The sequence below is a fragment of the Pseudomonas sp. G5001 genome (genome assembly GCF_013385475.1).
Taxonomy (GTDB): Bacteria; Pseudomonadota; Gammaproteobacteria; order Pseudomonadales; family Pseudomonadaceae; genus Aquipseudomonas.
The window spans coordinates 35,610-58,868 of the sequence record NZ_JACAPZ010000018.1; the positions used below are offsets into that span (position 1 = coordinate 35,610).

Consider the following 23,259-nt stretch of genomic DNA (forward strand, 5'->3'; position numbering starts at 1 on the left):
ACGTGAATGAACAGCGTCTTAATGCTGCGAAATTGACTCAAGTTGTTGCAAGAGCAGCGCCGCCTGGGTTCGCGTACGTACGCCGAGCTTGCGGAAGATCGCCGTGACGTGAGCCTTGATGGTCGCTTCCGACACGCTCAGCTCGTAGGCAATCTGTTTGTTCAATAGACCTTCGCAGACCATGGTCAATACGCGGAACTGCTGGGGCGTGAGGCTGGCCAGGCCATCACGTGCGGCCTTGGCTTCGTCGGAGACGTTGATCTCTTCAAAGGCCTGCGGCGGCCAGGAGACATCGCCATCCAGCACCGTGCGCACGGCTTTCTGGATGTCTTCCATGGAGCTGGACTTGGGAATGAAACCACTGGCACCGAACTCCTTGGAGCGCACCACCACCGACGCCTCTTCCTGGGCCGATACCATCACCACCGGTATCTGCGGGTATTGCCCACGCAGCAGCACCAGCCCGGAAAAACCGTAGGCACCCGGCATGTTCAGGTCCAGCAGGACCAGGTCCCAGTCGGACTTTTCGGTAAGGCGGGTTTCCAGCTCGGCAATGCTGGCGACTTCGACGAGGCGTACATCCGGCCCCAGGCCCAACGTGACCGCCTGGTGCAGCGCACTGCGAAACAGCGGGTGGTCATCGGCAATCAGGATTTCGTATGTGGCCATTTATTAAATGATCCTGTTTTTTAGGGCGGCACTGATGGGTTCAGTGCTCGCCAACGCGCAAGGTGGCTGCCAGGCCAGCAGTCACCAAAGGGCGCGTTCAACGTCAAAAAGCGACGTATCCAATCTGTGACAGCGCCCCAATCGGCGCCAAGCATGCCCAGCGTAGCCTGGGTGGTCAAGCGCTACGCCCGTGGCTATTTTAGCGGGCTGCGCGTTTGCGCGGCCATCATGCAAAGGTCGGCTGGCCATGACACCTATAGATAAGGTGCAAGGCGAGTATGGACGACATCGGCCGGGTCCAGCGCCAGTTGAAACTTGGCGGCCAGGTAGTGAGTGCTGAATACGTCCAGATAGGCATCCAGGACTTCACTGGCTGCGGCATCTTCAGCCAGCTCCAGGCACAGCGCGGCGACTTCGGCGGTGCAGAAGTGGTCATCACGCTTGGAGCGACGCAGCTTGTAGCGCGACAGTTGCTCGGGCGCCAGGCTCAGCACCGGCAAGTGCTCCAGGTACGGGCTCTTGCGGAACATCTTGCGCGCCTCGCTCCAGGTGCCGTCCAGCAAAATGAACAGCGGGCGCTTGCCCTCCTCCAGCCTGACCTGATGGACCACCCGCTCCGGGGCCACGAATTCGCCGGGAAAGACGATGTATGGCTGCCATTGCGGGTCGGCCAGCAAGGTCAGCAACTCCGGCTCAACCTCAGTGCGCGACCAGGGGAACGCGGTCGTGTCGTTGATCACATCGGCAATCAGCCAGCCGGTGTTGCTGGGTTTCATCGGCTCTACGTCGTGCATCAGCAGGCACATGCCGGATCTGGCCTGGACCTTGGGCCGCCAGGCGCACAGGCAGTACTCGGGAATCACCCGGCAGCCGGGGCAGCGTTCGGCCCGCGAGCCTCGCGCTACAAACGGTTTTACGGCACGGGCAAGGCGCTGCGTGCGCAAACGGGAGACGGCATGGCTCATCGGGTGCGCCGCAGGGAAGTGGAAATCGACACGGATAGAACTCGGAAGGCAAAAGTTACCGCAGTTTACCAGAGCCGCCCCCGGCCACCTGCACTTCCCGGCAATAGGCTGGCCCTAGGGGCAAGCGGTCACCTATAATCCCGCGCCACTGAACGCACAGCGCAGTGGCTGGTCTATGCACCAGTAACCGAATCAGGAGAGTTTCATGCTGCGTCTTATGCCACGCCTTGTAGTTCCGTCCGTCGCCCTCGCGCTGGTGTTGCCTCTGGGTGCCCAAGCGGCCTCGTTGCTGGAGGCTCAACTGAACAGGAAGCTGCAAAGCGTCGCAGAGGAAACCAACAAAGAACTGCCACGGGAAATTGACGAAAAGACCCTGGAAGTTGCCTACACCGTTGAAGGCTTGCAGCTGATTGACCATTTGAGCGTACTGCCCGACCGCGCCGAGCAAATGCGCGCCAACCCCAAGGCTGTGTACTTCCAGCTCGGCCAAAGTGTGTGCCTGAACAAGGGTTACCGCGAGCTGATGGCCAAGGGCGCGATCATGCGCTATGAAATCACCGAGAACAAAACCAACCGCCCGGTAGCTTCGGTGAAGTTCCAGGAAGCAGATTGCCCGGCACCGGCTGCCGCGAAGAAGAAAAAGTAAGCGATAACTCCTGTCGCGCGCCGCTGACCAGCGGCGCGCAATATACCCCTCTGCACTCTCCGCCATTGCCCGCTCGCGGCAGCGTCTAAACTCCCTCAGAAGTGATCAATAAGCGGTTGCCAGCCAAGACTTTATAGGCTCATGATCAATTCATCCTGAACGCCTGGAACATCGGGTTTTCACACCGTCCTGTAACATTTTCAGGGCAAAAGAGGGTTGCCCTCCTGAGCGTGCAATGCAAAGGTTTTTAATCATAAGGAATATACAGAACCGGTATCGCCCACCTCGTTAATCAGAGGCAACGACACATGCAGTGTCGTGGTCCCGACGAATTTCTCGCCGGCACCCAGGGTTCTGTGAAGAAGGAGAAGTTGAATGCCTTACGAACCGAATGAACTCCTGATCCGTCAATTTGAAGAAAACGGCACCGACCTCACGCAGCAGGTCGACGCGCAACTCCACTTGATTGCGCCCAACAGCCCAAATATCCCCCTTTATCGCGACATGATCTTCACCGTGTTGCGCATGGCCCAGGACGACCGCAGCCGCTGGAATGCCAAGATCACCTTGCAGGCGATCCGGGAACTGGACCACGCCTTCCGCGTGCTCGAACAGTTCAAGGGGCGGCGCAAAGTCACGGTGTTCGGCTCGGCGCGCACGCCGGTGGAAAGCCCGTTGTATGCACTGGCCCGGGAAGTGGGCGCGGTCCTGGCCCGTTCGGACCTGATGGTGATCACCGGCGGTGGCGGCGGCATCATGGCGGCGGCCCACGAGGGTGCCGGCCTGGAGCACAGCCTGGGGTTCAACATCACCCTGCCCTTTGAACAGCACGCCAACCCGACCATCGATGGCACCGAGAACCTGCTGTCCTTCCACTTCTTCTTTACCCGCAAGCTGTTCTTCGTCAAGGAAGCCGACGCCTTGATCCTGTGCCCGGGCGGTTTCGGTACCCTGGATGAAGCGCTGGAGGTGCTGACCCTGATCCAGACCGGCAAAAGCCCGCTGGTACCGGTGGTACTGCTGGATGCACCAGGCGGTAGCTTCTGGCAAGGCGCACTGGACTTTATCCGCAGCCAGCTTGAGGCCAATCGCTACATCCTGCCCACCGACCTCAAGCTGGTCCGCCTGGTGTACAGCGCCGAAGAGGCGGTGGACGAAATCAACCAGTTCTACGCCAACTTCCACTCCACCCGCTGGCTGAAGCGCCAGTTTGTGATTCGCATGAATCATCCGTTGAGTGACCGCGCACTGGCCCATCTGCAGGAGGCATTTGCCAGTCTTCGCCTCAGTGGCGACTTCCAACAAATCGCGTACACCGGCGAAGAGCATGACGAGCCAAGCTTCAGCCATCTGACGCGGCTGGTGTTCAACTTCAACGGGCGTGATCAGGGACGGTTGCGGGAATTGGTGGATTACATCAACTTGCCGGAAAACTGGGCCCAGGCTCAGGGAAAACCGCAGCAGCGGGTGACGGAGACGGCGTGACCTGACACTGAAACGAAAAAAGGCCCGCTATTTTCATAGCGGGCCTTTTGGGTTGTGTCAGGTAGAACGATGCGCAGGTTAGGGCCGCTGCGCAGCCCAGCGGGAGCAAGCTCCCTCGCCACACCAAGCCCCGCAATGATCAGAGCAACCATTTACCAGGCGCAGCCTTCAGTCATCCATATCCCGACCGCTCAACAGGCGACTGATCATCTCCATCGAAAACCCGCGATAACTCAGGAAGCGACCTTGCTTAGCCCGCTCACGCGCATCAATGGGCAGATGACCGGCAAACTTGCGCCGCCAGGTTTCTTCCAGTTGCGCCTGCCAACTGATGCCGCACTCACGCAACGCGAGTTCGATATCAGCACGCTGCAGGCCACGCTGGCTCAGCTCTTCACGAATTCGTGCAGGGCCATAGCCGGATCGGGCTCGGTAGGAGACGAAACTTTCGAGGTAACGGGACTCCGACAGCAGCCCTTCTTCCGTCAAACGGTCAAGGGCTGCGTCGATCATCTCGGGATCTGCGCCACGCTGACGCAGCTTACGCGTCAGCTCGACTCGACCATGCTCGCGCCGTGCGAGCAGGTCCATTGCAGTGCGCCTTACGGCGACGGGTGTATCCAGGACAACGCTCATCGTTTGCTTCAGATGTCAGTGTCGACTTCTTCTACTTCTTCAACCGGCTCGCGGTTGGCGGCAGCCTTGACGTCAGGTGCCGGGGTCAGCAACTTGTCGCGGATCTGCTTCTCGAGCGTAGCGGCAACATCCGGGTTATCCGCAAGGAACTTGGCCGAGTTGGCCTTGCCCTGGCCGATCTTGCTGCCGTTGTAGGCATACCAGGCACCGGATTTCTCGACGAAACCGTGCAGCACGCCCAGGTCGATCATCTCGCCGTTCAGGTAGATACCCTTGCCGTAGAGAATCTGGAACTCGGCCTGACGGAACGGCGGGGCCACCTTGTTCTTCACGACTTTAACGCGGGTTTCGCTACCAACAACCTCGTCACCTTCCTTCACCGCGCCAGTACGACGGATGTCCAGACGGACCGAAGCGTAGAACTTCAGCGCGTTACCACCGGTGGTGGTTTCCGGGCTGCCGAACATCACGCCGATCTTCATCCGGATCTGGTTGATGAAGATCACCAAGCAGTTGGCGTTCTTGATGTTACCGGTGATTTTACGCAGGGCCTGGGACATCAAGCGGGCTTGAAGGCCCACGTGCATGTCGCCCATTTCGCCTTCGATTTCAGCCTTGGGTACCAGGGCTGCCACGGAGTCGACCACGATCACGTCGATGGCGTTGGAGCGCACCAGCATGTCGGTGATTTCCAGCGCTTGCTCACCGGTGTCCGGTTGCGAAACCAGCAGGTCGTCAACGTTGACGCCCAGCTTGCCGGCGTATTCAGGATCCAGGGCGTGCTCGGCATCGACGAACGCACAGGTGGCGCCCATTTTTTGTGCCTGGGCAATCACCGACAGGGTCAGGGTGGTTTTACCGGAAGATTCAGGACCGTAGATCTCAACGATACGGCCTTTTGGCAGGCCGCCAATGCCGAGCGCGATGTCCAGACCCAGAGAGCCAGTGGAGATAGCCGGGATCGCCTGACGGTCGTGATCGCCCATACGCATTACGGCACCCTTGCCGAATTGACGTTCGATCTGACCCAGGGCCGCAGCCAAGGCTTTCTTCTTGTTGTCGTCCATTAAAGTCCTCACGTAATCAATAAGGCCTGGCGGCCAACACCTGTATAAGTAGACAGTATTGTTCCACAAAGATCCGTGATCGCCTACCCCTGTTTTTCTATTTCTGCTGCAGCTCGTCGCAACAAGCCCTCTAGCGCGGCCTTTACCGTTTGTCGGCGAACCTCGTCACGGTTCCCAGGGAAGTGTTCAAGCTCGGCGGTAACCTCATCGCCCACGCCCCAGGCCAGCCATACGGTGCCCACCGGCTTGTCCGGCGAACCGCCATCGGGGCCGGCCACACCGCTGACCGCTACGGCAAAACGCGCCAGGCTTTTCTCCTGGGCACCCCGCACCATCGCCTCCACCACTTCGCGACTGACGGCCCCGACCTTGGGGAACAGCGCTTCCGGCACATTCAGCTGCCGGGTCTTCTGGCGATTGGAATACGTGACATAGCCCGCCTCGAACCAGGCCGAACTCCCGGGAATCCGCGTGATCGCCTCGGCGATACCGCCGCCGGTGCACGACTCGGCCGTTGTGACGTGGGCATTGAGCACCTGCAAGCGTCGACCAAGTTCAGCGGCGAGTTGAGTAATTTCCTTCACGGTCATCTCCTGGAGTGGACGGGCGTTTGCCTACCCTACAGGAGCCCATGGGCCATGCAAGTTACAAGAGACTAACGCGCGACGGCCCGGACATACGCCTGGCAGGCGCGCAAGGCGATCATGGCGTTATCACCGTCGTCGGTGATGCCGATAATTCGTTGAGCATGCGCCGGGTCAAGTCGGGCTCGCGGGGCTGCATGAACCACGCTGCCGGAGGGGGTGGGGGCTGGCATTGGCCAGCCGTTGGTTGGGTCGCTGGTGTCGAGAAGGACTGACAACCGCACATCAGCAGTGGCCAGGCGATCCCGCAGGTGAGCCTGATCGCGCTGTGCATCGGAAAGCTCCCGGGTGTGTTGTTGGTCGCTGGCGCTGAGTTGTTGCTCCAGTGCCAGCCGTTTGTCCTGTTCCACCTGTTGTTGACGTTGAGCCGACAGGCTTTGTTGGCTGAGCGCTTCGGCATGCAGCGCCTCCAGGCGCTCAAGTTGGATGCCATACCGCCAAGCCTGTACCTGCCAGGCAATACCCGCCGAGACCACCACCAACAGGAAAAAGCCAAGCAGGCGATACGACGTCAGGAGGCCCATAACACCGCCTTCGCCCGAGCCCACAACTGCATGCGGTTATCCAGACCGTTGAGGCCGCCATTGATGCGCCGAGTGATGGTGGTGAACTGGTCCTTGTCAGCCAGTTCGTTCAAGCCATTGCTCTGCCAGAACCACGCGGCGGATTCGCAGGCCCATTGCGGTTGCTCCAGCAACTCCGGTTGCTGCAACAGACGCTCATCGCCGAACAACGCCTGGCTGCACGCCAGGTAGTTGCGTCGGCCGGTGATCTGGATCAGGCCACGGCCACGGTATTTCTGGCCATCGCCATCGGCTTCGGGGGTGTTGCCCAGGCGGGCGGCCAGGGTGCCGGTGTCGTATTTGCTCAGGTATTGATCACTGCCCAGTTCACGTACGTAGCGCAGTTCGCCGGATTCGTGGCCGATTTGGGCGAGGAAGGCGGCGATGCGTTTGGGGGTGGTTAATTGGTAGTGGGACATAGCGGCGTTTAGAGCGGATATGAAAACGCCCGCTTGAGAGCGGGCGTTGGGCATAATCTGCGCGAGGTCACTTTGAGCGAGTGGCATGGAAAAACCTCCGATCCTACTTCTGCCCATTTATCCAATCCGGCGCTTTAGGACGAAACTCAAACACTGGAAACTTAGGGTGCTGCGGCCAATCACGCAAGAGCTGAAGATGAGCCAACAGTTGTCCAAACTGTATGTCTGTCAGCGTCGTATCCAGTTTCAGGTCCGACTCGTCGCGGTGACGCTCACGTAACCACTTGGTGTTCTCAATTTCCAAATTCCGCCAGCGTCGTTCCGCCTCGCACTCATGACTGTTTTTTGCGTGTTCATCGAGCGCCCAAGTAGAGCCATCCCAAGTGTGATTGATATCAGGACGTTGGAGAGGCGTAAAGTCGCACGGCAGTTCACCCAATTGATGCCAGTTGATTTCCTCGCCGTTATCGACTCGATAAACAGTGCCGCGCAAATCAGGCGTCAAACTCCAGATATGTTCAGAGTCTTTTACATGTACAGCGGCATAACCAGGTTCGACAACTGGAGGAGCGGTAGTAAAAGCCATTGCTGGAATTAGCCACTCGCCCTCAACAAGCGGATCCGAATCAGCAAACACAGAACCGATATACTCTCCAGTCACCGGATCTGCCTGATAAAGCATAGGAGTAGAGTTAATCATAAATAACCTCAGTACTTGATGCACATAAGACGGGAAGTGTTGCGCGGGCGCGTTTCATTACCGGTTCTTGGGGCTCCATTTACACCGTTAGTAACGGGGTCACCCGTGCTGCCGATGTTGTAGCCGCCATTAGTACCGTTGCTTCCGTTCCAACTGCCTGGACTCCCGTTTAGGGTTGTACCTGGACGTGGTCCATGCCAGTGTCCCTGCATCGCATCCAATTGCAAGGATCCCAGTACACGCTGTGGGTCAACGCCTCGGCCATCATCAACCCCGCGAATAAACTCACCTCGACTGTCAGGCAAATTAAACGTAGTGCTGCCGTCTCCAGCGCCATAGATCGTTCCGATGGCTGCAAACAGTCTTGCGTACACAGTGCGTGAAACTTCTGCGCCATTCTCTTTCAAGAAACCTGCCGGTGGGTAAGGACCCGCATATTGAATAGTGGTGCCCGCAGGAAACATGTCGCCCGGTTTGAGATTGCCGTCATGCCACAACTGCCGAGTAGGCGTCCACTTACCATTTGGATCACAGCCTCTGACAAGGACCACGGCATCCAGATTTCCCTGTTGAAACCCCAACTGTCCAGCATGACTTCCCGCACTATAAGGAATATTTACCAACCCGACATAGTTGGCAAAGCTGGTATTACCATCAAGGTACGAGTAAAAACCTCCCGGCAACCCCACCGTATCAATACTCGCTTTGGGAGCTATGTTTCCGCCCAATCCGTATTGCCCAACTGCCAACGCATCGGTAATCCCATATCCCGCCAGAGTGGTTGCCTTATCCGCCTTGTTTGTCAGATCCAAATTGGCAGCAGTCCAAACTTTCTGCCCCCCCCATACCATCTCTCCGTTAGCATCCATCGCCAACGCTTTCGCCCAGCGGTCCTTCCAATGAAACATGATTTTCGGGGCGTACTCGAACGTCAGCTTTTTGCTTTCTACCTGTTGAGCCTCACGGATTTCCAGCGCACCACCAAGACCATTACCGGTATCAGTCAAATCACTGGCGGACAAGCTAGGCCGTTGGTCTGTTGTACGTCCAACCAGCAGCGCATCGGTAATCCCATACCCCGCCAACGTCGTGGGCTTATTCCTCAACTTCAACCAATCACTCAAAACACTCAATGCCTGCGCCAGCTGATCGGTCTTCGTCTCGTCCGGCGCGATCCCCGCCGCCGCCAGCACATTCAAAATCTCCTGCGTAACCCCATTCCCCCAAGCCGCCGGAATCAAACTCCCCGGCGTCCCCGTAACCGGGTTTTCATCCACAAACTTGCCATTCACCAGCCCAACGCTGGGCACACTCTTTGGATAATCCACGCTTCTACCCTCTAGTCATAATTGATGTGCACCTGCGTATGAGCAGGTGCGCTGCGATGAATCAGGCACTCCAGGGCGTTCCCCGGATTGACGCCAAACCGCTCTCCCCAATAACTCGCCCCAAACCGCCGCCCCAGGTGCTGGCGCCCGCCGGTGTTGAGCGTCCACATGAAGTGCGCCCGCCAGGTGCCAAAATGCGCAGCGCCAAACCGTGAGCGGCCCATGCGCGGGGCGCGATGTTCAGTGACACTGGCGTCGGGATAACCCTGGCTGCGGGCGATTTCGATGTAGTAGGCGGCGCGCTGGCTGCCCACCGCCAACAGGCGTCGACGCACTGCCAGGCGACGGTCGTCGTACAGCGGGCTCAAGCCCAGGCAGGGATCGGGCAGTTGCATCACCCTTTCCCACTCCGGCACCAGTTCGCTGACGGTCACGGGGTCCATTTCGTTTTGCAGGTCGCAGGCGCGGGCGTCGATGCGCGTAAGTTCTTCGGCGATGCCTTTGAGCACCGTCTGCAACTGCGGCATGGTCTCCAGATCCCAGGCCGGGCCGCTGGGCAACAAGGCGATCAGTTGTTCCTGATACTGGCCAGCGGTTCTCACTCCAGCCATGTGATACCTCCGAACACCAGCAACTGATTCGTCGCCGCTGCAACATCCGCCAACGGGTTTGTGAGGGTGTGATCGGTCTCGCCGGTCGCCGTGCTGATGGCTTCGGCGATATGGGTCAGCAACAAGGTGTCGCCCAGCCCCGCCTCACGGTTGTGCAGGTCACGCAGTTGGGCCTCGACAGCCGCGCGCACGGCGCTGGTGTCGGGGGTCAGGCGCAGTTGATAAGCCACCGGTTTCATCACCGGCGCCAACACATACACATCAGCGGTGACTGGCCGCAGCGGTTCGATATGGGCTTGAACCTGCGCCAACTGCGCTGCATTAGGGATCGGCTGCGGGTCGTCGTCACGCATCACGAACACCCCCACCGTCCCCGGCCCCAGGTAATTGCCGCGACACCATGCGCGGGTAATGCCGGGCACTTCGAGGGACCAGGTCTCGTAATCCTGTGCCGAACCGCCCTGGGGAATAACGCGATAGGAACGAATCACCCGCGCCCGCAGCGACTCCAGGGTTTCTCGCGCCACACCGCCGGTCAGCCCCGGCGCCAGCACGGTAAAGGTCGAACCAATACCTTGCAGCGGCTGGACCGCAATCAGGCTCAGCCCGGCATCAGCGTTGCCCAGCGTGCCGGCATCAATCGCCTGCACCGTGGCGGTGTTGAGGCCTGCATGGGTGGTACCGGCAGCGGTGACTTTGAAGCTGCGACCATCACTGGTTTGCAGCACCGTGTCCACATCCAGCACCGCGCCCGCAGCGGCGGTAAAACTCACGGTGCCACTGGCGGCTACCGCCGCCTTGCGTGCCTGGTTCAAACGCAGCGCAGCGATGCGTTCCAGGGTGGATTCATCGGCGGTATCCGGCAGGATCTGCTCAGCGATCCAATCGAGATAACCGTACAGGCCGAACGCCGCACCACTCAGTGTGCGCGCCAGGACCTGGGCATCGGACTGGCGCAGCGAATCGCTGGCCAGGTCGCTTTGGGTGCGTTTGATCAGCACCGGCAGCGAAGGGGTTTCAAACGGCATAGATCACCTGCCAACTGTTATGAGGGTTGATGTCCAGGCGCTCGCCATCGGCCAGGGTCAGCTGCGTGCGCAGGTTGAGCCGCTGGGTGTCGAGGCGCACACTGAGGACTTCGATGGCGCTGCAATGCCCGTCGTCGATCAGCCATTGCAAGGCTTCGCGGGCATAGAATTCGGCGTCCAGTTGCGTCTGGCGGGTCAGCTTGACCCGGCGCAGCAACCACAACCTTGAGCCGATACGGTCGTCGGCCACGCTGGGAAAACTGTCGCCCCACCAGCCGAAGCGCTCGTCATCGTCAACAGGGTCATCCGGCGCGGCACGGCGCCAGGTGAACAGGCTGATCAGCACCGAGCGGGTCAGGGCCTTTTTCAGGTTGTCGGAGACAAACATCACTGGCCTCCCGCCGGCGCACCGGTCTGACCGCTGCCGGGCTGGACGCCCACATGCACGTGCCGGATCTGGCTGATGCCGCCGGCAATCTGGTCGCCCTGGGAGATGATCTTGCCGCTCTGGGTCAGGATCGGCGTATCAATGTTCACCGCCTGGCTGGCGCGGATATTCAAGGTGCCGGTTTCAATGTCGATTACCCGCCCGCGCTTGAAATGAACTTTGTCGCCTTCGTCGGTATAGATCGCCACTTCACCCGGCGCCAGGGACTGCAAGCGATAGCGACGGTCTGCCACCACCAGCACGATGGCATGGGAGCGGTCACCGCCCAGGAAGGTGGCGATGCCTTCAGCACCCGCCAGAGGGTTGCTGGTAAAACCGTAGGGTTCGAAGTGCTCCATGTCGTCGTTCACTTCGCCTGCCGTCAGGCGCATTTGCAGCGATTGCAGCTTGGTGGCCGAGTGGGCGAGCACGACAGTGCCGCGCGCCAGCAGGCGAGTCAGTAAGCTCATGGAAATTCCTTGGTGGTTAAGCGGATGGCAACGGATTGGCATCAAAGGTGGACGGCGGCGCCACCTGTAGCGTGGTGATCGAACCTTGGTCGGAGAGCGACCAGGTGACCTTGGAGATCAGCATGTCCTGGTCAAAGCCCAGCACCGGATCGATCACCCGCACCAACAGGTTGTGGCGCCACAAATCGCCGTTGGACTGCCGCCAGCCTTGCACGGTGTAGGTGGTGGTCAGGGCTTTTCCGGTACGGGTGGCGCGTTCCCAGTCGGCGCGTTGCTGGGCCAGCTCGGGGGTCAACTGCGTCGGTTCGCTGATCACCGTGACGCGTTTTCGCGTGGCTTTTTCATCCCGGGAAATCCCTGAAACCTCACTGACCGCCGCTGCACTTTTCTGATCATCGCCCTTGTGCTGGCCGATGACGCGGTACTCGGAAAATACCGAGCTGAAGTCCATCGGTGCGTTAGCCGAAAGGATGTTCTGTCCCAGCTCCAGGCTGTCATTCGCACGCCCTGCACTACCGGGCGATGCCAATACCAGGCGCCCATCCGCATCGTCGGTGGAGAACACCCGATACAACGTCAGCAAGCGGTCGATGGATTGAAATACCGTCTCCCCGGGCACGATGCTGTGGGTATGCAGGCGCGCAGTTTCGGCAATCTCGCTGTGCACCTCCACGCCATAGGTGGCCGTCAGCGCCCGGACGATGCTCAGCACACTTTGCCCGCGCCACTGGCCGGGCTGGTTTATCGCTGCGCAGTCCACAAGGTCCTGGGTCACTGAACCGCCCTGAATACTCAGGCTGATCTGTCGGCCGTCGTAACTGATGGGCGCCTTGAACACAAAGCCGGTGAGCACCAGGTCGCAACCGATGCGTACCTGGCAACGGGCGCCGGGCTTGATCGGCGCCGCCAGGGTTTGCCCGGGCCATTGCCAGGTGATGTTGAGGGTGAAGGTGCGAAATTGACGCTCCAGGTCGGCGCTGATTTCCACGCTTTTCCAGCCGCCATAATCCAGGCCGTCCACGGTCAGGGTGACGGCATTGTCCAACTCGTTCATGGGTTACTCCCTGACCACTTGCAGGTCCGCCGGTGGCAGGAAGCCCGGGTGGGCCACCCGATTGCGCTGCACCACCTCGCCCACTCGCGTCGCGTCACCGAACCGCTGATAGGCCAACAGCAAGGCGGGCATGCTGCGCATCGGCGTCAGATTGACCAGCCGGACACCGGACGAAGCCACTGCCGTCAGATGCGCGAACATCTGTTGGCGCAGGTCGTTCAGCGCAACATAGTGCCCGGCGTCGGCCTTCAATGCGGCTTGCCACATGGCTTCGTTCAGAAGGTCACGCAGCACCAGCACATCGTCGGCCACCGGCACTTCGCGGCGCTGCACCGGCTGTGCCGCCTGTTGCGCCAGGGATGGCGTGGTACTGAGGGTCACCGCTTTTGTCGCCACCGGTACGTCCGCCAGCCAATGGGCGATCTTCACCCACAACGCATCCTGTACCAGGTTGGCAGTGGCTTGCACCGCCGCCACGCTGTCCTTGCCGGTGGTCAGCTTCGGCACGTCGATATTCCGAGCCGCTTCCACCTGCTGCGAGAGGTTGGCCAACATGCCGCGATAGCCGTTGCGGGCAAATGCCTTCAACTCCTTCACATCACCGAGCAAGCCCTTGAACTCGGCGCTCAATTCCTTGGGCACTTCCTTGATGGCTTTGACCAAGGCATTCAGGTCGCCATACAACTGAATCAGTGGGGCAAACTGCTGCTCAATTACCTGGTAAACCTCTGCCAGGCCATTGCGCAACGCCTGGATGCCCACCCGCGCCTGCTTCACCAGTGCGACGGCCTGCTCAAAGCGCAGCACCGCCGAACCCAGCAAACTGTCGGCCGACACCAGCAACAGCTGGCGGGTATTGACCGCCGTAGTGGGAAACTTCAAAGGTTCGTCGGGATAGAACTTCAGGGCAAAGGTCACCAGCCCGCCGTCCTGGCGGGTTTGGGTCATCTCGCATTCGCCGACCTTGACCTGCAACCGTCCAAGCCACGGGTGCACCAGCTCGCCGGCGCCCTCCTCCAGGGCCTTGAGCAACTTGTCGCGTTGCTCCAGGCAATCCTCGCCCACTACAAATGCCGTCAGCTCATGCACCCTGGACTGTTGGCCCAGCCCTTCAAAAAAAGGCAGGTCGCGCTGAGGGTATTCGTGCAACTGGCCCTTCTTGCCGACCGGGACTTTCGCCTGGTCAACCCAAAACCCGACGCCACGAAACGACGCCGGCAACAAACGATCACGCCAGCTCATTGGAGCCTCCAAGGGACAGGGAACGGTAGCCGACACGTGGGGTGACGCTCAGGCCGGGCTGGTTGGTTCTGGGCTGGTCGACCCGCAGGCCGGCCGGTGCATTGTCGAAGCTCACCCGCAAATCGCCGTTGAGCTGCGTGCGGTTGTTGGCAGCGGTTTGTTGCAGCAGCGAACTGGAGCTGGACGCCAGCGGTGATACCAAGCCAGGCCCCTTGCGGAACCAGGACGGATCGCGCGCGCTTTCGGCATTACGTTCCTGTTGCTCGGTGGTCAACTCCAGCACACTGCCGGTCGCCTGGTTGATCACCTCACCCAGCCCACCGTTGAACAGCTTGCGAATCGGTGCGGTGATCACCGCAAGCTTCTCCGAGAGCGCCGTGAACCAACTCAGCACCGGTGCCCACATGGCTTCAAGTTGCTCCATCGGATGCCAGTCGTCGAACAGGCCACTCAACACTACAAAGGCGTCCTGGGCCTGCAACTTGATATCGCCCCAGATCGAGGCGAATGCACCGCTGACGCTACCCCAGACGGCAGAAACCTTGTCCAGGGGCGACCAATCGAAGTAACTGCTGACGATGGTAAAAGCCGCCAGCGCGGTGAGTTTGAAGTCACTCCAGATCGCCGCAAACATCTCACTGATCACGCCCCAGTTGGCAATGATTTGCCCTTGGGGTGACCAACTGAACAGGCTTTTCATGAACTCGACCACCGGCACACTCAGTGCCTTGAGCAAGTCCCAGAGGGCCGCAAAAAAACCGCTCAACGGCGTCCAGTTGTTGACGATCAAACCCATTGGCGACCAGGAAAACAGTGTGGTGAAAAAGCCGACCAAGGGCTGCGCCATTACCTTCAGCGACGTCCACAACCCGGAAAAAAAGCCTGTGATCGGCCCCCACAAGCGCATCACCTGTTCCAGCGGACGAAACGCAAAGACCGTCTGGAAAAACTCGCCCAAGGTTCCAATCGCCGCCATCACCCGTTCGCCGAGCCCGACAAAAAATGCCGAAATCGGCTTCCAGTTGGCAACGATCAAGCCTGCCGCCACGGCAATGCCTACAGCCACCAAAACTATCGGATTGGCGCTGAGCACCAGCTGCATCAAGCCCAGTGCCTGAGACACGCCGGTGACGGCCGCCTGCATCGCGGTAAACGCTACTGCGCCGGCAGCCAGGCCCTGCACCAGTTGCGGATTTTCGGTGAGCACCTGGGCCAACGTCGTCAGCAACGGCTCCAACCCGACCACCACCGCCGTGACGGCCGGCAACAGCGCAGTACCAAACGCCACCGACACCTTGTCCAGCGACGCGTTGAAATCCTTCAGCCCTTGCGCCGCCGTTTCGGTAACGCCCTGCCCTACGGCGGCATTGACCTCGCCGACCTCAGCCCTGAACGCCAGCGCCGATTTGATACCGCTGATAAACGGTGCCGCCAGCCCACCGCCCTTCTCCAAACCGGCGATATCCAGCTTGCCGAGACCGGTCTGTTCCAGGTTCTGCCTGAAGCGACCGACCATGGCCTGCAGCGCAGCGAGCTTGGGCGACAACTGGTCGATGCCGGTCAGGCGCACCGCGGTACTTTCTACTTTCTGAGCTTCTGCCATCACTGCACCTGCTGCATCGCATTGATCCGTTGCGCATGCTCCAGGGATTCCCGGAGCGTATCCAAAGGCCTGGCCAGCATCTGTTCGGGATCAACCTTCCAGAACCAGGCCAGGTCATAGGCCACCGCAATCAGCTCGGCGACGGAGCCTGCGCCGCACTCATGAAAAAACCGGCGACGGCCCAGCTCAGCGCGTTGAAGTCCATCAGGTCGAGCTGGTTGACCGACGACGGCGGGATACCCGCGCACACGGCGATGTACTTGGCGGCGACGTCAAGGTCCAGACTCACGTCTTCGCCCTTGTCGATTTTGTACGGCAGCGCCTTGATTGCCCGCACCTCCTGCACCGTCGGGCGGCGCAGGGTGAGTTCGGTCAATGACTCGCCGTGGGCCTCGATGGCCGCTTGCAGCTTCACCGTATCGGTCATTGCCAGGTCCCCTTGATGCCTTCGAATTTCAGCTCGATCACGGCATCGTCGCCCTTGGCCACCGGCTCTTCCACCAGGTAGGCACCGGCCAGCACGTAGACCTTGCCGTTGTTGAATTCGCAGGTGACGGTCATGTCGGTGCCGGCGATCAGTTGCTTCAATGGAAAGTCCGGCGTGTGCAGCGCGGTAACTTTGAAAGACGGGGTGATGTCGGTTTCCTTATAGAAACCCGGCACCACGGTTTCCCGCTTGACGGCCATCAACGGTGCTTCGCAGCCGCCGTTGATGGTCAGTTGAGCGCCGTCCACTTTGACGTAGCAGGTGCCCGCAATCAGTTGACCCATGATGTTTCTCCCAAAAATAAGCCCGCACTCGGCGGGCTGGAATCAGTTGCGAAAAGCGCGGGGCCTACACCGCCGCGTCGTACTGCAAACGGAACTGGTTGAGCAGCGCGAACACCCGCAGCCCGTTGACGTAATCCGGCGGGAACAGCACGTTGACCCGGCTCGGGTCCTGGCTGTCGCGCTCGACGATCAGGTGCTCGGCGAACAGCTCGGCGTTCTCCACATGGCCTTCCAGTTCAAGCTTGGCGTACTGGGCAATCAGCTCACCGCGGATGGTGCTCGGGGTGACGATCGGCTGGCCGGCGCCAAAGCGCGTGCCGTCAGCAGCGAGTTTGTGGCGCCCGTACTTGCTGGTGATCACGCTCTGCAGGCGGCGCACGATAAAGGCCGACTGGTGCAGGGTTTCGCTGTCCAGATAGGAATTGTCCGCCTGGCCGAACGCGTTCTTCTGGTAAGTGGTGATCGCCCGCTGAATGCGCACGTAACCGCCTTCGTAGTAAGCGGTGGCGATGCCGTAGTTGAGCAGCGATTGGCGCTCGGTCAGAGTGAAGCGCTCGCTCGCTTCGGCCGGATCGAGGCCCGGCAAGCTACCGCTTTGGGTCGGACGACTGGCATCGGCAGAGATGAACACCGCCGTGCGTGCAGCCAATGCTGCGGCCTGGACCCAGAACGGTTGCGGCACGCCCGGCTCCATGGCCTGGATGGTCACGTGCTGGTCATTTCGCCCTTGCCCGGCCGCCACCAGGGTGCCGATAGTGCCGCGCTTGGCGGTGTAGACGTGGCCGAACAGTTGCTTGGCCCACGACCAACGACCGCTGTTGTCATCCATCACCGCTTGCCAGGCGTTGAGGCTGGTGGTGTCGGCCCAGGGCATGCAGATGAACTCGAACGGCTCGTCGCCCAGCGCAGCCAATGCCGCGAGCTGGTCCGGCACACCGGCGCCCGCCGCCATTTTGCCGAGCACGGCGGTCAGGCCGTCGGGGGTTTGTTCGCCGTTGCTCTGGCCCAGGCGGTTGAGCTGCAGGCTGATGTCGTTGCCACTCTCACCGGTCCACTTGGCGGTCAGGGTGACGGTGCCATCGGCGGCTACCGCACTGACCGGCAGGTCGGCACTGGCGTTGATTTTCAGCGCCAGGGCGGTGGCAGCCACGGCAGCCGTCGCACCATTGATCACGGTCGCTTGAACCCGGGTGCCGCCGACGTACAGGCTGAGAATGCCACCTTGGGTCGCGGCGCCGGTCAGCTTGAGCTCGGCCTTGGCCGCGCTGCCTTCGGTGCTGTGCAGCGGCAGGCACCAGATCTCGCCCACCGGGTCACTCTTGCGGAACGTCTCGTACATCGACGCCAGCATCGAACCCTGGCCACCGATACGCTTGGCCATGGCCGCGCTCGATACCAGCACCAGGCTGCCGATTTCCGGGCTGGTGACGTTGTCGTTGACCTGGGCCACGATCAGCCGGCGCAAGGCCGACGACGCACTATTGGCCGCCGAATTGTCCATCTCGGCGTAGAACAGCGGCACACGAATGTCCGCCGGAATATGACTGAATCCGATCGCCATTACTTGGCTCCCTGTGTTTTTGCCGCCTTGACGGCTTTGGTTGTGATGTCGCCATCGGCCAGACGTCGACGCCACCAGGCGTTGTCCGGGACTTCGCGGCCTTCGGCGGGCAACAGATCGCCCGCCTCCGGGTCAGGTACGGCACGGCCGGAAACCGGCAGTACGGTGATGCGTTTGCTCATGGTTTTACCTCGGCAGAAAACGTCATTTCCAGGCGCCCGTCGGGGCCTGGGCGTTGCAGGTTGGGGTCGGCTGGGTCAATGGCATCGACCCGCACCGTCACCCCGTTGAAGGACGGCAAAGCGTCCAGTTCAAGCTCGAGCCAGGTTTCCGCCGGCTGTGTGCTGAGGTTGCGTCCCAACTGGCTCTCGAGAAAAAACCGTAGCCGGTACAACCCGCGAACCTTGCTGAGCAACAGCCATTCGCCAGCGTCGTACTGGATGGGCTCGTAGAACCCCTCGGGCCTGTAGCCCACCAGCGCCCGCCAGACCTCGGCGCGCAAGGCATGCAGCTGGTCCATCGCCTGGGCTTGCTGGCCCTCCGGCAAATCCAGCACCAGCACCACGCCAAAATGTTCGCGCAGGGGTTGGCGACTGCTGTTTTGCGCAGCGTTAGGGCTGGCCTTGTCACTGATCGGCGTCACGACCGCCTGGGGTGAGTCGAGCACTGGCAGGTTTTGCAGCGCGTCGAGGTCGAGGCCGGCGCGGATGTGTTGGTTGAACGATGGGCAGTGATCCCGAAGATGACTGACCAGAGGGGTTATCTTCATGGCATCTCACCAGGCAATAAAAAACCCGCAACGGCGGGTGGGTGAATGGGGATTATTGGAGGTGTCATTCAGGTGCGGACAACCCGCTCGCCTTGACTGTGCAGCGGTAGCTCTCTTTGCGCTTGCCGCTGGCCGTCACCGTATCGATCGACCAGCGCCCTTGCATGAAGCCGGGCCAGGTCTCATCCAGCAGTAACAGCCCTTCAGCCCCCAGCGCCGGATCGCCCGGGCAGACCACATTGATGACCAGACCTTCACGGCCAACCCTGCGCATCTCGCCTTCAGCCGCAGCCCGGGCTTCTTCTTCGCTTTGATAACGCTGCGACAGAATTTTGAACGGCGCGAAACCGACCTCTACTTCACGTTTTTTACCGGCAGATGCATCCCACCAGGACGCCTGACCACCATTGAATTTAGCGCGGCTTGTCTCGGTAAAGCTGGCACTGATGAACGCATGGTCGCCGGGGCGATTATCGCGGGTTACCGACAGCGGCACGTCTGGCAACACCTTGCCCGACAATGTGGTGATCTGGCCTTTGCGGCCCAGTACGTACAGCTCGTCAACCGGCTTGGCCACTGCATCAAAACGCCGGGCAAGCCGGGTCAGGAAGCTCATGTCGCTTTCATTGGTCTGGTCGATATGGCTGATCATCTGACCGTCCAGGTCCGGCGCCACGCGCGGTGAAAATCCATAGCGTGTCGTCAGTTGGCGAAACAGTGCGCCCAATGTGATCGGTCCATGGCTGGCGGTGCGACGCTGTTTGAATTCGTGCTCGTCAAACGGCGCCGCGGTGGCGACCAGTACCAGGCGCATGGGAAATAGGTATGGCGTGCGCTGAGTAATCTTGAACAGGCCTTTATCTACCAGGCCCGACTCGAGATACCCGACACGCAAACCGATCCTGCCGCCCAGATCGGGCAAGCCCTCAAGCCCTTCAATGTCGAGGGTCAGCTTGAGCTGGTCAGACACGAAACCCGCAGTGTCGGTATGTTCCCACTCCAGCAGTCGCTCGTTGAGCAACACGGCATTGGCCCCGTAAATCTCCACTACCGGTGTGAATCCTAGTGCCATGAATCCTCCTTAATCCCACGCCGAAACCGGACTTTTCGCCACAGGGCGCACGCTCAGTTCCGGCACGATCACGCCAATGCCGGCAGGCAATACCGCGCCATGCTCCGCAAGCTCGGGATTCAGGCTCCACAGTGCTTCCTCCGCCGCATCATCGCTGCGGCCCAGTTCACGGTAGAGCAGCAAGTTCACCGAGTCACCGGCAATACTTCGAACTTTACGCATTGACGAACTCCTCCAATGTCAGCGTCCAATTGATCAGCATCGCCGTGCCGTCGTCGATCACGTTAGCCTGCTTCTCGTCCACCGACTTGATCGTCCACAACCCCCAGTTACGACCTATGCCATCTACCAGCGGCAACGGCGTACGCATGGCTTGCAACGCACGAAGTTCATCCAGCCGCGCCATCCCTGTCGCCCGCGCCGCCTTGCCACCGAAGGTCAATGTCTCCAGGGCCTGGCCGGTCTGGCTGGATTTGGGTTTGCCGGCAATAATCTCCAGACTCACCCAACCACCACTGCTCACACGACCAAGCGTGTCGTAGGCAAACCCGCGCGACAGCCCGAAAATAAAACTACCCAACACCATTTGTTGTCGCATCACACCATTCCATCGGTCAGTGCTGCGTCGCGTCGCGTCGCCAGCAGGTTGTCCATCGATAACGGCCTGAACTGCGCCTCGATCTGCTGCACCACGATTGCCGCCAGCTGTTGATAGTTGGCCTGCTCGGGCGCGGTGATGGTGATCTGCGGGGCGAAGTTGATTTGCCGATTATCGGCTTGAGCATTGGAGAGGTTTTTGCTGACATCTGTGGGTGGAGGGAGGCGGTCGGCAGGGCTCGAAAACTTTTCACCTAACCACGCGCTGATGTTGCTGCCGATGTCGCTGCCGATGACAGTGCCCAAGGCACCACCGACATACCTACCGACTGCACCGCCCACAACCAACCCCACCCCATTGCCGATAACGGGTACAACGGTACCCAGCAACCCCCCGGCGGCTGCACCCACGACCTGGCCAATAGCCGCGCCGGCGAACTGGCCTGCAATCCCACCTGCCGCAGAACCGGCGGCGGAGCCCATCAGCTGTTTATCTCCCGTCACAGCACCCTTGACGAAATCGAAGCCGGCGTCTGCCATGACCATCGCAGGACCTGCCCATTTGGCGAGCTTGGCGGTTTTGCCGGACAAGCCCCACGTCGGGCCGGCAGAAGGCTTGGCATTTTTGGACGTGCCCTTGCCTTTTTGGCGGTTCTTGTTTGTGGAGTTGCCTTTCTTCCTGGAGCCGCTGCCGGGACTTGTACCGCCTTCGCGCAAAATCTTCCCGGCCACCTTGTCGAAAACCTTGTCCTTCACGGCATCGAACACGCCGCTTAAAAGCGGCCCCATTACCGCGGCAGCCACCGTGACAGTGGCAGTCGTCTTGGGCAAAGCTTCAGCCAACCAACCCACGCCGTTGACCAACGCGGTCATCGCCGTCAGCGTGGTATTCACGATCGGTGCCATCGCCGTATCGCTGGCAGTGTCCAGCCGTGTGGTGCTTGCGTCGAAGGCCTGCCGGCGCGCTTGTGTGGAGTCGGCACGAAGCTCCGCCGAACGCACGACTGAACCCTGCGCGCCCACGGCCGAGGTGGCATACGTCGACTTGTCCGCCACCAGCGAGAAGGCCTGCTTCACACTGTCGACTGCCGGCATCAGGCTCAGGATCGACTGGTTGCCGTCGAACAGCTGTGTGGCCAACGCCGCCTGTCGTTGCGCAGGCTGCGCCTTGAGCGCTTCAAGTACCGTCACCAACGTTTGCGGTGCGTCTTGCTTCATCTCGCCCGCGAGTACTTTGGGGTCAAGCTTGAGTTCTGCCCAAGCACTGCGCTGGGCCTCTGAGGCGTTTTCACCTTTTGCCAGGGCGGCGCTGATTTTTTCCACCCCAACACCCGTGGCACCTTTGCTGTTGCCAGCGTTGAGTAACGCTGCCGAGAGTGCCGCTATCTGTTCAGGGCGCATGCCAGCCGCCATCGCGGCGGCACCCTGGCCTTGTACAACGCTACCGATATCTGCAGCCTCAGCGTTCAGCGAGACGCTGGTGCCCAACACGTTTGTCGCGTCTGCCAGATCCAGAGCTTGCCCACGGTCGAGCTTCATCGACGCGCGCCACCCGCCGATGATTTCGCCAGCATTTTTAACGTCGATCTTGAAAGCCGTGGCCATGATCGCGGAGTCACGGGCGAACTGTGTCAGGTCAACCTGGCGCGCCGCGCGATCGATGTTCCCCGAAGCGTCGACGCGCTCACTGCCGATACCGGACTTTGCCGCCACATACTCGACCTTGGCCAGATCGACCGCACTTGCACCACTCGCCGCCACCACCGGCTCTGTCGCCATGGCAAGGTTAGTTTCGCGCAGATGTTTGCGCTCACGCCCTGCAAACCCCAGCAACTGATCCAGGTCGGTCATCGCCGCGTCCAACATCTGCGACCGCGTCCCCGAATCAGGAACTTCGGAGGCCTTGGCACCGCTCGCCGCGTTGCCAGATTCGATTTGTCGGGCGTCCATCAGGTTCAGCAGCGAGGCGTTGAACAACTCCAGCGTGTCAATAAGTCGAGCCTGCCCTGCAACCAGTTGGCTGATCTGCTGGCCGGCCGAGTCGCCCGGGACCGTATCCAGAAAGGAGGGTGTCACAAGCGTTGGCGCAATAGCGTTGATACTGGCGTAGGACTCTGCTCGATCAAGTGAGCCAAAAGGCGCCCCGCCATCCTTGGCGATGGCCGACCTCAGTCCATATTCACTGTTTGCCATCCGCTCTACTCCTGTTTGACGCCAAGGCGAGTGATCGCGATGTCGTAGCGGCGCAATGCTTTTCCAGCGTCCCAATCGAGGATCTCCGCTTCATTTACCGAGTAAATGAGCGGAACGATATCGAGGATTACTTCGATATCGCGCTCCGAAAGAAGTCCGCCGGCTTGTTTAAAAAATCGTCGATGCGCTCCTGCAGTTCCGTCCAGTCAGGCACGGTCAGGCCGGCGAGATCGGGAATCATCAAGCCAGTGCAGTGGGCGGTGATGAACTCGGCGCGCTCTTTGTTGGTGGCGAGTTTTTTCATCACTTTGGTGGCACGCAATGCAGGCATTTCCAGGGTGACGGCGGTGAGGCTGCGACCGGCCTTATCGAGTGGCAGCAGCAGCGAGACGTGCTCGCTGGTTTGCGACTCCCGTGGCTGATCGTTAGCGTTGAGGAAAAACGAGGCCGGGCGGGTCGACATCTCGTGCACGTACTGCGCGATGCTGACGTAGTCCGGACGCTTGAGCTGGTCGAGCTCATGTTCAGAAAGGCCGGTGGCGAGTTTTGCGAGTTCGAAAAATTGGTCGTCTTCGTCGTCGCCAGCGCGAGCCAGGGCTTCTTTCTGTGGCGCGTAGAACAGCGGCTTGAGTTGGATCTTCTCGATCGTCTCACCGGTATCGGCGGTGATCGGGGACAGCAGGATGTGCAGCGGAGGCATCCAGGCCATGGGACAATTCCTTGGTGAAGTATGGGAGCG

Annotated in this window: 29 protein-coding genes; 2 read left to right on the top strand and 27 right to left on the bottom strand. The window is 60.4% G+C overall.

Annotated features, from left to right (window positions below; genetic code table 11):
• Window positions 1-18: 18 nt before the first annotated feature.
• Both erdR and HX805_RS17325 read right to left on the bottom strand, forming a co-directional pair.
• Window positions 19-669: a response regulator transcription factor ErdR gene (gene erdR, locus HX805_RS17320; protein ID WP_003208636.1), complete on the bottom strand. Its 651-nt coding sequence runs from the start codon at window positions 667-669 to the stop codon at window positions 19-21.
• Between the two features lie 254 nt (window positions 670-923).
• On the bottom strand, window positions 924-1,634 hold the full coding sequence (locus HX805_RS17325; RefSeq protein ID WP_003208638.1) for a tRNA-uridine aminocarboxypropyltransferase: 711 nt from the start codon (window positions 1,632-1,634) through the stop codon (window positions 924-926).
• A gap of 205 nt (window positions 1,635-1,839) precedes the next feature.
• On the opposite strand from HX805_RS17325, the gene HX805_RS17330 reads away from it, so the two are divergent.
• The gene (locus HX805_RS17330; protein WP_003208640.1) at window positions 1,840-2,280 is read left to right on the top strand and encodes a PA3611 family quorum-sensing-regulated virulence factor; all 441 of its coding nucleotides are present in this window, start codon (window positions 1,840-1,842) and stop codon (window positions 2,278-2,280) included.
• A 375-nt stretch (window positions 2,281-2,655) separates the two neighbouring features.
• The gene (locus HX805_RS17335) at window positions 2,656-3,765 is read left to right on the top strand and encodes a TIGR00730 family Rossman fold protein (RefSeq protein ID WP_177009844.1); all 1,110 of its coding nucleotides are present in this window, start codon (window positions 2,656-2,658) and stop codon (window positions 3,763-3,765) included.
• 168 nt (window positions 3,766-3,933) lie between these two features.
• On the opposite strand, the gene recX is transcribed toward HX805_RS17335, so the two are convergent.
• From recX to HX805_RS17455, 25 genes are all read right to left on the bottom strand, one after another.
• A complete protein-coding gene (gene recX / locus HX805_RS17340) occupies window positions 3,934-4,401 on the bottom strand; it encodes a recombination regulator RecX (protein ID WP_003208644.1) in 468 nt (155 codons plus the stop codon).
• 8 nt (window positions 4,402-4,409) lie between these two features.
• Entirely contained in the window at window positions 4,410-5,468 is a 1,059-nt protein-coding gene (gene recA / locus HX805_RS17345; protein ID WP_003208645.1) for a recombinase RecA, read from the bottom strand.
• Between the two features lie 83 nt (window positions 5,469-5,551).
• A complete protein-coding gene (locus HX805_RS17350) occupies window positions 5,552-6,052 on the bottom strand; it encodes a CinA family protein (RefSeq protein ID WP_102370300.1) in 501 nt (166 codons plus the stop codon).
• Between the two features lie 71 nt (window positions 6,053-6,123).
• Entirely contained in the window at window positions 6,124-6,636 is a 513-nt protein-coding gene (locus HX805_RS17355; RefSeq protein WP_177081959.1) for a lysis system i-spanin subunit Rz, read from the bottom strand.
• Window positions 6,624-7,148 carry a glycoside hydrolase family 19 protein gene (locus HX805_RS17360; RefSeq protein WP_371133023.1) on the bottom strand — a complete coding sequence of 175 codons (525 nt, stop codon included), beginning with the start codon at window positions 7,146-7,148 and terminating at the stop codon, window positions 6,624-6,626. The genes HX805_RS17355 and HX805_RS17360 overlap by 13 nt, the downstream gene beginning before the upstream one ends.
• Window positions 7,149-7,197: 49 nt before the next feature.
• Window positions 7,198-7,794: a hypothetical protein gene (locus tag HX805_RS17365; protein ID WP_177081957.1), complete on the bottom strand. Its 597-nt coding sequence runs from the start codon at window positions 7,792-7,794 to the stop codon at window positions 7,198-7,200.
• 8 nt (window positions 7,795-7,802) lie between these two features.
• Window positions 7,803-9,122 carry a tail fiber protein gene (locus HX805_RS17370; protein ID WP_177081956.1) on the bottom strand — a complete coding sequence of 440 codons (1,320 nt, stop codon included), beginning with the start codon at window positions 9,120-9,122 and terminating at the stop codon, window positions 7,803-7,805.
• An 11-nt stretch (window positions 9,123-9,133) separates the two neighbouring features.
• Window positions 9,134-9,733 (bottom strand): YmfQ family protein, encoded by a 600-nt coding sequence (locus HX805_RS17375; RefSeq protein WP_177070235.1) that lies wholly within the window; start codon window positions 9,731-9,733, stop codon window positions 9,134-9,136.
• On the bottom strand, window positions 9,721-10,761 hold the full coding sequence (locus HX805_RS17380; RefSeq protein ID WP_177070237.1) for a baseplate J/gp47 family protein: 1,041 nt from the start codon (window positions 10,759-10,761) through the stop codon (window positions 9,721-9,723). Before HX805_RS17380 ends, HX805_RS17375 begins: the two co-directional genes overlap by 13 nt.
• Window positions 10,751-11,149, bottom strand: a complete 399-nt coding sequence (locus tag HX805_RS17385) for a phage GP46 family protein (RefSeq protein ID WP_177117119.1) — start codon at window positions 11,147-11,149, stop codon at window positions 10,751-10,753. Before HX805_RS17385 ends, HX805_RS17380 begins: the two co-directional genes overlap by 11 nt.
• On the bottom strand, window positions 11,149-11,658 hold the full coding sequence (locus tag HX805_RS17390) for a phage baseplate assembly protein V (RefSeq protein ID WP_177081954.1): 510 nt from the start codon (window positions 11,656-11,658) through the stop codon (window positions 11,149-11,151). The genes HX805_RS17385 and HX805_RS17390 overlap by 1 nt, the downstream gene beginning before the upstream one ends.
• A gap of 16 nt (window positions 11,659-11,674) precedes the next feature.
• Window positions 11,675-12,712 (bottom strand): phage baseplate assembly protein, encoded by a 1,038-nt coding sequence (locus tag HX805_RS17395; RefSeq protein ID WP_177028949.1) that lies wholly within the window; start codon window positions 12,710-12,712, stop codon window positions 11,675-11,677.
• 3 nt (window positions 12,713-12,715) lie between these two features.
• Window positions 12,716-13,954, bottom strand: a complete 1,239-nt coding sequence (locus HX805_RS17400; RefSeq protein WP_177117120.1) for a DNA circularization protein — start codon at window positions 13,952-13,954, stop codon at window positions 12,716-12,718.
• Window positions 13,941-15,557, bottom strand: coding sequence for a hypothetical protein (locus tag HX805_RS17405; protein ID WP_177117121.1), 1,617 nt, complete (start codon window positions 15,555-15,557; stop codon window positions 13,941-13,943). The genes HX805_RS17400 and HX805_RS17405 overlap by 14 nt, the downstream gene beginning before the upstream one ends.
• Window positions 15,557-15,682 carry a hypothetical protein gene (locus HX805_RS32400; RefSeq protein ID WP_010170085.1) on the bottom strand — a complete coding sequence of 42 codons (126 nt, stop codon included), beginning with the start codon at window positions 15,680-15,682 and terminating at the stop codon, window positions 15,557-15,559. The genes HX805_RS17405 and HX805_RS32400 overlap by 1 nt, the downstream gene beginning before the upstream one ends.
• A 5-nt stretch (window positions 15,683-15,687) precedes the next feature.
• Complete coding sequence (locus HX805_RS17410; RefSeq protein ID WP_102369827.1) at window positions 15,688-15,984, bottom strand: phage tail assembly protein; 297 nt, start codon at window positions 15,982-15,984, stop codon at window positions 15,688-15,690.
• The gene (locus HX805_RS17415; RefSeq protein ID WP_010170089.1) at window positions 15,981-16,328 is read right to left on the bottom strand and encodes a phage tail tube protein; all 348 of its coding nucleotides are present in this window, start codon (window positions 16,326-16,328) and stop codon (window positions 15,981-15,983) included. Before HX805_RS17415 ends, HX805_RS17410 begins: the two co-directional genes overlap by 4 nt.
• A 64-nt stretch (window positions 16,329-16,392) precedes the next feature.
• The gene (locus HX805_RS17420; RefSeq protein ID WP_177117122.1) at window positions 16,393-17,889 is read right to left on the bottom strand and encodes a phage tail sheath subtilisin-like domain-containing protein; all 1,497 of its coding nucleotides are present in this window, start codon (window positions 17,887-17,889) and stop codon (window positions 16,393-16,395) included.
• Window positions 17,889-18,071, bottom strand: a complete 183-nt coding sequence (locus HX805_RS17425) for a DUF2635 domain-containing protein (protein ID WP_087695298.1) — start codon at window positions 18,069-18,071, stop codon at window positions 17,889-17,891. The genes HX805_RS17420 and HX805_RS17425 overlap by 1 nt, the downstream gene beginning before the upstream one ends.
• The gene (locus tag HX805_RS17430; RefSeq protein ID WP_177117123.1) at window positions 18,068-18,658 is read right to left on the bottom strand and encodes a hypothetical protein; all 591 of its coding nucleotides are present in this window, start codon (window positions 18,656-18,658) and stop codon (window positions 18,068-18,070) included. The genes HX805_RS17425 and HX805_RS17430 overlap by 4 nt, the downstream gene beginning before the upstream one ends.
• Before the next feature lie 64 nt (window positions 18,659-18,722).
• Complete coding sequence (locus HX805_RS17435) at window positions 18,723-19,730, bottom strand: phage tail protein (protein WP_087695296.1); 1,008 nt, start codon at window positions 19,728-19,730, stop codon at window positions 18,723-18,725.
• 9 nt (window positions 19,731-19,739) lie between these two features.
• Window positions 19,740-19,952 carry a tail protein X gene (locus HX805_RS17440; RefSeq protein WP_087695295.1) on the bottom strand — a complete coding sequence of 71 codons (213 nt, stop codon included), beginning with the start codon at window positions 19,950-19,952 and terminating at the stop codon, window positions 19,740-19,742.
• Entirely contained in the window at window positions 19,945-20,328 is a 384-nt protein-coding gene (locus HX805_RS17445; protein ID WP_087695294.1) for a phage tail protein, read from the bottom strand. Before HX805_RS17445 ends, HX805_RS17440 begins: the two co-directional genes overlap by 8 nt.
• Window positions 20,328-22,520 carry a phage tail tape measure protein gene (locus HX805_RS17450; protein ID WP_177081950.1) on the bottom strand — a complete coding sequence of 731 codons (2,193 nt, stop codon included), beginning with the start codon at window positions 22,518-22,520 and terminating at the stop codon, window positions 20,328-20,330. Before HX805_RS17450 ends, HX805_RS17445 begins: the two co-directional genes overlap by 1 nt.
• A 127-nt stretch (window positions 22,521-22,647) precedes the next feature.
• Complete coding sequence (locus HX805_RS17455) at window positions 22,648-23,229, bottom strand: phage tail assembly protein (RefSeq protein ID WP_177081949.1); 582 nt, start codon at window positions 23,227-23,229, stop codon at window positions 22,648-22,650.
• Window positions 23,230-23,259: the final 30 nt, after the last annotated feature.